The sequence below is a fragment of the Micromonospora sp. CPCC 205539 genome (assembly GCF_036906815.1).
Classification (GTDB): Bacteria; Actinomycetota; Actinomycetes; order Mycobacteriales; family Micromonosporaceae; genus Micromonospora.
The window spans coordinates 315,497-323,369 of record NZ_JBAKHW010000002.1 but is presented as its reverse complement, the minus strand read 5'-3'; the positions used below and the strand labels follow the sequence as shown (position 1 = coordinate 323,369).

At 70.9% G+C, this 7,873-nt stretch carries 6 protein-coding genes; 1 reads left to right on the top strand and 5 read right to left on the bottom strand.

The genetic code is table 11. The features are described 5' to 3' along the window. Positions 1-65: 65 nt before the first annotated feature. The 5 genes from V6V47_RS03660 to V6V47_RS03640 all read right to left on the bottom strand — a co-directional run bounded on the left by V6V47_RS03660 (position 66) and on the right by V6V47_RS03640 (position 5,100). On the bottom strand, positions 66-1,631 hold the full coding sequence (locus V6V47_RS03660) for an aldehyde dehydrogenase family protein (RefSeq protein ID WP_334626505.1): 1,566 nt from the start codon (positions 1,629-1,631) through the stop codon (positions 66-68). 289 nt (positions 1,632-1,920) lie between these two features. Then, complete coding sequence (locus V6V47_RS03655) at positions 1,921-2,916, bottom strand: ArsR/SmtB family transcription factor (RefSeq protein ID WP_334626504.1); 996 nt, start codon at positions 2,914-2,916, stop codon at positions 1,921-1,923. Positions 2,917-3,031: 115 nt separating this feature from the next. After that, positions 3,032-3,475, bottom strand: a complete 444-nt coding sequence (locus V6V47_RS03650) for a hypothetical protein (RefSeq protein ID WP_334626503.1) — start codon at positions 3,473-3,475, stop codon at positions 3,032-3,034. A gap of 122 nt (positions 3,476-3,597) precedes the next feature. Further along, positions 3,598-4,527 carry a quinone oxidoreductase family protein gene (locus tag V6V47_RS03645; RefSeq protein ID WP_334626502.1) on the bottom strand — a complete coding sequence of 310 codons (930 nt, stop codon included), beginning with the start codon at positions 4,525-4,527 and terminating at the stop codon, positions 3,598-3,600. A 48-nt stretch (positions 4,528-4,575) separates the two neighbouring features. Next, positions 4,576-5,100, bottom strand: a complete 525-nt coding sequence (locus V6V47_RS03640) for an isochorismatase family protein (protein ID WP_334626501.1) — start codon at positions 5,098-5,100, stop codon at positions 4,576-4,578. A gap of 132 nt (positions 5,101-5,232) precedes the next feature. Here V6V47_RS03640 and V6V47_RS03635 point away from each other — a divergent pair, with 132 nt between their 5' ends. After that, complete coding sequence (locus tag V6V47_RS03635; RefSeq protein WP_334626500.1) at positions 5,233-7,848, top strand: glycoside hydrolase family 9 protein; 2,616 nt, start codon at positions 5,233-5,235, stop codon at positions 7,846-7,848. The last annotated feature ends 25 nt before the right edge of the window (positions 7,849-7,873 follow it).

Genomic DNA, 7,873 nt, shown 5'->3' with positions numbered 1-7,873 from the left:
CCCCACCACAGGGGCCCACGGCCCCGGCCGGTCCCCGGCGCGGGAGGCCGGGCCGTCCCCTTCGATCAGGTGGTGGGGTAACTGCTGTAGTCGGGGAAGTTTCCGTACAGCCGGTCGTCGCCGCCGACGGTGACCGCCTGCACCAGCAGGTCGCCGCCGACGAACGCGCCCTTCCAGGAGGCACCTCGTCCACCGAACGGCTCGTCCCGGTCGCCCCGGGAGCGCGGCTTGTTGATGCCCACCTTGAACGCCTGCAGGTCGACCGCGAGCTTGCCGGCCTCGTCGGTGTCATCGCAGGCCAGCGAGGCCACCAACGCGCCGTTGGAGGCGTTCATCGCGGCCAGCAACTCGTCGGTGGTGTCCACCACGACGATCGTGTCGACCGGCCCGAACGGTTCGGCGTGCATGAGCCGGGACCGGCCGGGCGGGGCGAGCAGCACCGACGGTGCCACGTACGCCGAAGTGTCCTGCCCGGGCAGGAACGGCGCGCCGGTCAGCTTGCCCCGGTGCAGCGGCACCGCGCCGCCGCGGACCGCCTCGTCGACCTTGCGGCGCAGCTCCTCGGCCTTGGTGCCGCTGATCAGCGGCCCGAAGTCCAGCTCGGGCAGCGGATCGCCGGCGGTCCACTCGTCGCCGACCGCGAGCGGGTGGCCGAAGCGGACCGAGCGGACGACCGGCAGGTACATGTCGAGGAACTCGTCGACCAGGTCGCGCTGCACCACGAACCGGGGGTACGCGGTGCAGCGCTGCTTGCCGTACTCGAAGCCCTTCTTGAGGTGCGCGGCGAGCAGGTCCCACTGGGAGAAGTTCCAGATCCCCCAGGCGTTGAGGCCCTCCTGCTCGATGAAGTGCCGCTTGTCGGTGTCGAGCAGCGCGGCGGCCACCTTGCCGCCGTTGGAGCGCCCGCCGACGAACGCCACCGCGCCGATCTCCGGTGCCCGGACCAGCACCTCGGACAGCTCCTCGCCGCCGCCGGAGACCAGCGTGGCGGGCAGTCCGGCCCGGTGCATCAGCGCGTGCGCGACGGTCAGGCAGACGGCGCCGCCCTGGGACGGGGTCTTGGCGATGACCGCGTTGCCGGCCAGTAGCTGCACCAGTTCGGCGTGCACCAGGACGCTCATCGGGTAGTTCCACGAGGCGATGTTGCTGACCGGGCCGGCCAGCGGCTCGCGGCCGCCGGCGAGCATCCGGTCGATCTCGTCCGCGTACCAGCGGACGCCGTCGAGCGCCCGGTCCACGTCGGCGCAGGCCAGCCGCCACGGCTTGCCGATCTCCCAGACCAGCAGCAGCGCGAGCAGGTCGCGGTGGGCGGTGAGCGCGTCCAGCGCATCGGTGACGCGTGCCTTGCGCTCGGCGAGCGGGGTCTGCGCCCAGGCCCGGTGCGCGGCGGCGGCGTGCGCGACCGCGGTACGGGCGGCGTCGGCGTCGAGCCGGGCCAGGTTGATGAGGACGGTGTTGTCCACCGGGGTACGGACCGGTGCGGGGCGGCCGACCGCGCGCCAGTCGCCCTCGACCAGGTTGTGCAGGGTGGTGACGCCGTCCACGTCGGCGCCGAACGCCTCCGGGGTGGCGGCCACCGCGCGGGCGAGGACGTCGGACCAGGCGGTGCCCTCGGCGAGTCGTAGTGCCATCGCGTTCTCCTCAGGGTTGACCGGGGAGCGGCGGCGTCGATGGCACCGCTGGTGTGGCGTACTGTCCCGCGCGGTGTGACGGGCCGGCAACCGTACGTTCGTATGGCAGGACGCAAATCGGACACTCGATCGGTCGACGGGGCGGCGGTGGTTGCTGCCTCGCGGTGTTGAGCTGCGGTCGACAGGGAAGCCTATCGACAATCGTCGATGGTGTGATTCCTGCCCTCGCGTGGCGATGGCGGGTATGCCGGGACGTGGCGACGGTGGCCATCAGTCGACCGGTTCAAGATCAGAGCTGGGCGGTCACTCCGCCTTCGAGCAGTGCCATGCCGAGCGCAGTCGTGTGGTGGATGACCATTCCGCCACGCCGAACGCTGGTGATGGCGTTGTTCTGGCGCAGCACTGCCAGGTGCTTGCTGGCCGCCGGCACGGAGATGTCGGCGAGCCGGGCTATCTCCGAGGTGTTGCGGCCCGTGGTGAGTTCGAGGATGCGGCTGCGCGTGGTGCCGATCAGTGCCGCGAGGGGTGTGTGATCGAGGTCCGCGAGGACCCGCAGGACGGGGTCGACCGGATAGACCAGCACCGGCGGTAGGTCGAAGTCGGCGAGCACCATCAGCTGCCGGGTCTCCTTGAAGTACGACGGGATCAGCGTCAGCCCGCGTCCGTCGAGGTGCAGGTCGCTGTCGCCGGCTACACCCCACGTCGTGATCTGCAGGCTGCCGTCGGCGTACCTCGCCTGTGGGTGCAGCGTGTCGAGCACCTGGGCCCACCCGCCAGCGGCCAGGTGCCGCAGCCGACGTTGCAGGTCGGCCGCGACTGCCGCACTAGCCTGATTCCAGATGGGGGCCAGAACCTGCTCGCGATAGGTCCGCAAGGCGGTTCCCAGAGCCGCCAGCGCCGCGGGCTGACCCTGGCCGAGGCCGTGTAGGTCGGCGCGGATCCTCGTGTGCGACTCGGCAAGCAAGCCGATCTCCTGCCGCAACTGCCGGCGTGGCGTGGACAGGATGGCCTCGATGCCGGACTCGAACCCGTGGTCCGGGGGCGTGAGAAAGTCGGGGAAGTAGCCCCGCGGCGGGCTGAGGGCGATGATCGGGGCGGTCTTCGACAGCAGGCCGCCGGCCGGGTGCAGTTGGTGCCGCATGGACCGCTTCCACCAGGCGAGCCACGGGTGCGAGTGCCGCAGGCGCAATTGGTGGATGCTGAGTGCCACCTCCCAGAACCAGTCCGCTCCCGGCGCGAAACGGATCAGCGCCAGGTCCGCACGTGAAAAGTGGATGCGCAGCACACCGGGATGATCGAGGTGGCCCCGGTGCATTGGCAAGCACCAGTTTCTCCAAATGCCACGAGATCACGCGTCTCCGGTGCGGATGCTCTCGTCCACACCGGAGGCGCGCCGGCGGTCAGAGGATGGCGCGGCAGCCCGCCCCCGACGGCAGCGGCCAGAAGAACGCTTCCCGGGTGAGCGGGCCGTAGATGCCATCGGCGGTCGTTTCCCGGATGAGCTGCGCCACGATGAGCAGATCCTTGGTCTTCTGCCCGAAGTCGCCGTTGACGACGATCGGAGCGTAGTTCTGCGGCCGGTTGCATCGGTTGATCGCATTTTGGAGCACATTGACGGCAGCGTTGTTGTAGTCGCCCAGGCGGAGGTTGCAGCTGACCGATCCGGTGGACGACACGGCGGGAATCCAGACCAGTTCGTTGTCCGGCCACGTCGCCGCGGTCCGCTTGCCGTAGCAGGTCGGGTAGGCGGCTGCGGCCGGGCTTGCCGACACGAGCGCCGTGCCAGCCAGAATCGTGCCGGTGATTGCCATTGTCGCGAGCCGCCGCAGAAGTGGGGAGATCATGAGCGCCTCTCCTTGTGATCGAGGCCGATCGATCGCCGGCCGAGTGCGGACCACGCTATTGACGGGATCCGGCCGGACCAACGGTGTTAACCCAGGCGGAACAGGCGCTGGCCAGGCACTGGCTAGACGATCAGCGCGACTTTGCCGCCGGCGTGCCCGGAGGCCACGAGGTCCAGCGCGGCAGGCGCTTCCGCGAAGGGGAAGGTCCTCGCCAGCGGCACGACCAGACGCCCCGACCCCGCCAGCTCGACGAGACGGGCGCGGACCTCGTTGCGGTACTCGACGCTGCCGGACTCGTGGCCGACGATCCAGAAACCGTCCGACCCCGCGCGATCGAACGCCGCACTCGACGCGACGCGTCGACGGTCACTGACCAGGGCGAGCGAGACGTCGACGGCCTCGTCCGTGCCGACCGCGTCGAAGGCGACGTCCACGTGCCCGGTCAGGTCGCGGACGCGCTGCTCAAGACCCTCCCCGTAGGCGACCGGCTCGGCACCGAAGCGCCGGAGCAGGTCCCAGTTCCTGGGGCTCGCCGTGCCGATCACGCGCGCCCCCTGCAGCTTCGCCTGCTGGACTGCATCGATGCCGACAGCGCCGGACGCACCGTGGACGAGGACGACCTCACCGGAGGCGAGCCCGGTGCGGTAGAGCATCTCGGCCGCCGCGGTGCCGGTGAGGAGGAGATTGGCCGCTTCGGCCCAGCCGAGGCTCGTTGGCTTCGCGAAGACGTCCCGAGCCGACACGGTGATCGCGGTCGTGTAGCCACCGCGCACCCGGAACGACAGGACCTCATCGCCGACGACGTGCCCGGTGACGCCCTGGCCGAGGGCCCCGATCGTGCCGGCCACCTCGTAGCCGACGTCCGGCGCTCCACCCGACACGTTGTCCGCGTCGACCGGGTTCATGCCTACGGCGCGAACGGCGATGGTGACCTCGCCCGGCGCCAGGTCGGGCAGCGTCAGCCGGTGGAGGGCGAGCCTCCCGCCACCGTCGGGTGCCCACTTCTCCGCCGTGCCGTTCATGCCGACCCCCGATCCCCGTGGGTGCTCCACCCAAGGTCACGCTAGTCGGGAGGCGGCAGGCCGCCGGGCCGGAACGGATCAACCACCCAGTGCGACGACCGCCTCGGCGGTGGTGCAGACCGTGCCGAGCGCACGGAAGATGTAGCCCACCGCGAACTCGTGCGCGTGCTCGTGGATGCCGCTCATGGCGTCCTGCGGCAGCACCACCTGGTAGCCGAGCTCGTCGGCGATCCGGGCGGTCTGTTCCACCCCGAAGTTCGTGGCCAGACCCGTGATCACCAGCGTGTCCACGCCCCGCTCGCGCAGCGCCGCATCCAGGCCGGTTTCCTGGAATGCGCCCCAGGTGTGCTTGACGATCTCCAGGTCGCCGGGGCGCGGAGTGGCCTCCGGCACCAGCTCGCTGCCGGCCGGCTGTGGGTCGTCGCCCGGCCGCTCGACCCGGACCACCACGACCAGCGCTCCGGCGGCCCGCGCCGCGTCGGCGAGTGTGACGCACCGGGCCACCACGTCGGCGCCGGAGTGCGGCGCGAGGGCCTGGTCGACGAGCCGCCGTTGCAGGTCGATCAGAACGACGGCGGTACGGGCGGCTTCAAGATTGTCCACCGGGCGACCGTAGCAACGGCGATGGCGGGTCATCACGGGCGGGCTTTCCAATCGACGGCACCCCCATTACATTGGCAACTATCCATGGGAGCGCTTCCACGAGTCATCTCCACCACCGACAGGAGCTCCGCCATGCGTCACCCCACCCGGCCCGTCCCCGGCCGCCCGTCGCCGGTCACCGACCGACCCTGGCCGAGAAGGCTGCTGGCCGCCAGCCTCGCCCTGCTCACCGGGCTGACCCTCGCGGTCACCGCGCCGACGCCCGAACCCGCCTCGGCCGCGCCGCCGACGGGTGGGCACGCGCCCGCCCTGGCGACCTTCAACTACGCCGAAGCGTTGCAGAAGTCGCTGTTCTTCTACGAGGCGCAGCAGTCCGGGCCGCTGCCCGACTGGAACCGGGTCTCCTGGCGCGGCGACAGCGCACTCACCGATGGCGCCGACGTCGGGCAGGACCTCACCGGCGGCTGGTACGACGCCGGCGACCACGTGAAGTTCGGCTTCCCGATGGCGTTCAGCGCCACCATGCTCGCCTGGGGCGCCGTCGAGTACCGCGCCGGATACGCCGCCTCCGGGCAACTGCCGCACCTGCTTAACAACCTGCGCTTCGTCAACGACTACTTCATCAAGGCGCACCCGTCGGCCAACGTCCTCTACGGGCAGGTCGGCAAGGGCGACGACGACCACAAGTGGTGGGGTCCGGCCGAGGTGCTGCCGATGGCGCGGCCCGCGTACAAGATCGATGCCAGCTGTGGCGGCGCGGACCTGGCGGGGGAGACGGCGGCCGCGATGGCCGCCTCCTCGATGGTGTTCCGGCCCACCGACGCGGCCTACGCCGACCGACTGCTCGGGCACGCCCGCCAGCTCTACACCTTCGCCGACACGGTCCGGAAGTCCTACCACGAGTGCATCACCGACGCGACGAGCTTCTACCGCTCCTGGAGCGGCTGGCAGGACGAGCTGGTCTGGGGCGCGATCTGGCTGCACCGGGCCACCGGCGAGGCCAGCTACCTGGCCAAGGCGGAGAGCGAGTACGACCGGCTCGGCACCGAGAACCAGTCCACCACCCGCTCCTACACGTGGACCATCGCCTGGGACAACAAGCAGTTCGGCGCGTACGTGCTGCTGGCCAATCTGACCGGCAAGCAGAAGTACGTCGACGACGCCAACCGCTGGCTGGACTACTGGACCGTGGGCGTCGACGGTCGGCGGGTGCCCTACTCGCCCGGCGGGATGGCGGTGCTCGACTCCTGGGGCGCACTGCGCTACGCCGCCAACACCTCCTTCGCCGCGCTGGTCTACAGCGACAGGACCACCGACGCGACCCGCAAGGCGCGCTACCACGACTTCGCCGTCCGGCAGATCAACTACGCGCTCGGTGACAACCCGCGCAACTCCAGTTACGTCATCGGTTTCGGCGCCAACCCGCCGAAGAACCCGCACCACCGCACCGCGCACGGCTCCTGGTGGGACAGCCAGAGCGTGCCCGTCGAGACCCGGCACACCCTCTACGGCGCGCTGGTCGGTGGGCCGTCCGCGGCCAACGACGCGTACACCGACAGCCGGTCGGACTACGTGATGAACGAGGTGGCCACCGACTACAACGCCGGCTTCACGTCCGCGCTGGTCCGGCTGGTCTCCGAGTACGGCGGCACGCCGCTCGCCGGCTTCCCGGTCGCCGAGCAGCCGGACCTCGACGAGTTGACCGTGGAGACCACGGTCATGCAGGCCGAGCCCCGGGCCACCGGGCTCAAGGCGATCGTCTACAACAAGTCCGCGTTCCCGGCCCGGGCACTGACCAACGGCCGGTTCCGCTACTACTTCCGCCCCGAGGGCAGCGGGCCGGTGCAGGTCACCGCCGGCTACACCCAGGGCTGCCCGTCCCCGACCACCGCCCGGCAGTTCAGCGGCGACATCTGGTACGTCGAGGTCGACTGCACCGGTTACTCCATCGCCCCGGCCGGTCAGTCACAGCACCGGATGGAGGTCCAGTTCAAGATCGGAGTGCCGGAGGGCGGCACCTGGGATCCCACCAACGACCCCTCGTACCAGGCCGCCGCAGGCCCGAACGCGCGCGTGCCGCTGTACTCGGGCGGCACCCGCGTCTGGGGTGTCGAGCCGGGACCGGCCACACCCGACACCACCGCGCCGAGCCAGCCCGGCACGCCGGTCGCCTCGGCGGTCACCGCCACCGGCGCCACCCTGAGCTGGGCGGCGTCGACCGACGACGTCGGCGTCAGCGGGTACCGGGTCTATCGGGAGGCCGGCGCGACCGACGCCCTGATCGGCTCGCCGACCGGCGCCACACAGGTGGTGTCCGGGCTGACCGCCTCGACGGCGTACCAGTTCTACGTCGTGGCCGTGGACGCGGCCGGCAACACCTCCGCGGCGTCCGCGCCGGTCGCGGTGACCACCGCGCCGCCGCCGACCAGCAACGCCTGCTCGGTGGGGTACGCCACCAACGACTGGAGCACCGGCTTCACCGCCACGGTGACGATCACCAACACCGGCACCACCGCGATCAACGGCTGGACGCTGCGGTTCAGCTTCACCGGCGGGCAGACCGTCAGCCAGGGCTGGTCGGCGACGGTCAGCCAGAGCGGCGCGGCGGTCACCGCCACGAACCTCTCCTACAACGGCACGATCGCGCCGGGGGCGTCGGGGAGCTTCGGCTTCAACGGCACCCACCCCGGCAGCAACCCGAGACCGACCACCTTCACCCTCAACGGCTCGGCCTGCAGCGTGGGTTGACGCGCCGCGCAGGCAAGATCCGCGC